General features: G+C 51.2%; 1 protein-coding gene. It reads right to left on the reverse strand.

The window, feature by feature from the left end:
- Positions 1-728: 728 nt before the first annotated feature.
- Complete coding sequence (locus tag FV242_RS33735; protein WP_246693015.1) at positions 729-1,622, reverse strand: helix-turn-helix domain-containing protein; 894 nt, start codon at positions 1,620-1,622, stop codon at positions 729-731.
- Between the last annotated feature and the right edge of the window lie 233 nt (positions 1,623-1,855).

The following is a 1,855-nucleotide window of genomic DNA, read 5'->3' on the forward strand; positions in this document are numbered from 1 at the left end:
GGCCGGCGCGGGCGGGGTCGGATGCGCGCTGCCGTTCGCCGCGGGGGGGATTGCTCGCTTTTCGCTTTGGGGCGGCGATGCTTGGAAACGGACATCGTCGCCGAGCCCGCTCACGACCCGTTGCAGAAAGTCAGGCGGTCCGCTCAGAGGCAGCTTGTTGGTCGAGGACCGACGTTCGGGTTGGGTGCTTTGCTGCTGGTCAGCTTTCGGGAGCTAACCCGGAGAAACCGGACGTCCGCTTGGATGGGGACGTATGGCGGTTCGCGATTACTCTGTTCCCTCAAATGATCCGCAGCGGCATCCTAAAATCAGACTTGGGAACTCAAATCGCGTTTGCGCCGCGTGGTGACGAGCCGACCAAGTGACCCCACCTAGAGAACATAAGATATTATTCGACTATGATAGCTTGAGCCTGCATAGCATCCGATGCACCGCAACTATTTCGGCTTGTGAATATTTACGTATTCCTTTTTATCCGCTCTGCCATAATGCAGATTATCGCACTACGATCATTTTCAGACGGGAGGGCGTCCCAGAGCTGGATCATGATGCGGAATTGGTCGATGAGATTGTCGCTCTGATATAGGTCTTCTATAGGCTTGTTGAGCAACTTGGCGATTTTATGTAACGAAGCTATTCTTTTTTTATGGTTCTTGCCTGAGTCAGCCATGTGAAGCATCCAAATATCAAAAAATGAAATCACCGCCTACAACAGGAAAAATTCAGTCTCATCTTTTTCGGAGCGTTTCGGATGGTTTCTCGTGGAACCGCATGCGGTAGATTTTGGCGAATTCACTCATGCTGATAAATCCCCAGGCTGCGGCTATATCTGCTACTGCGTTGGGGCATTGATCATTCAGAAGATCACGCCGGGTTCCTTGCAAACGGCGTTCTTTGAGAAATTGACTGGGCGGGTAGCCCCGGAACCGGCGGAACGCCTCAGTCAATGTTCGAAGGCTGCATCCGACCGCGCGGGCGACTTCCGTCATCGTCGGCAATTCGGCCGCATGATCGGCCATATATTGCTCTGCCCCACGGACAACGCGCGGCGCCAAACGGTTCGATGGATCGTTCAGGTTCAATCCGGCACGTGAAGCCCATTCGTTTAGCAAGTGCACACAAATCATCTGTTCGAGATGGCGCCCGGCCCGGCCATAAGCAAGTTGGTTCGGTGCTTCCGCAATGCAGCTCACAACGTACTCTATTAAGCGCAACCAACTGGACTCGGCGCCGCCAATAGCACATTTATGACGCCATAGAGTATCGCCCGGGATAAAACCAAACCAATCCTGGCAAACTTGAGCCATCAGATCTGGCGGTATGGTAATATTCAATTGAAGGTGATCGTCGTCAAAATCCAAATCATAGTCAACATTACTGCAATCTAATATGAAACTATTATTGTTAAATATTTCTACGGACTCAGATTTATTAATATGATGTCGTGATTTACCTTCCAGTGTCGTAAGCACAATAATGTTCGCCATTTTGTCCAGATGGCCGGTGATATTGACAGGAATTCCGTAAGCAAATCGAGTAATAGTGATGCGCCCTACTTGAGCAGAATGCATTAAAGAACGGGGTGATACAATTTTTCCTGTAGGGACTACGCTATAAGGCATATAGACTTTGTTGGACCAGTCTTCGATTTCCTCCCAGCTCTCCGAGTATATTTTATGATGCTGGCGGATAGCATTGCCCTGAGCATCTACGATAAGTGCGTCGCGGGTAATTACCCACCCCCTTGCGCGGGTTGGGTTTCGCTGATTCCCTCGTGGGATGGTTCGTACCGATCTTGAGCGGCTGAGCCGCGAGGAGTTGATCGAACTGGTGCTGCGGCTGCAGCGTCCGGATA

Origin of the sequence: Methylobacterium sp. WL64 (assembly GCF_008039945.1) — a bacterium.
Classification (GTDB): Bacteria; Pseudomonadota; Alphaproteobacteria; order Rhizobiales; family Beijerinckiaceae; genus Methylobacterium.

Coding starts and splice junctions, on each gene's coding strand:
- FV242_RS33735 (WP_246693015.1), bottom strand. CDS start 1,622: ATGCCTTATAGCGTAGTCCCTACAGGAAAAATTGTATCACCCCGTTCT.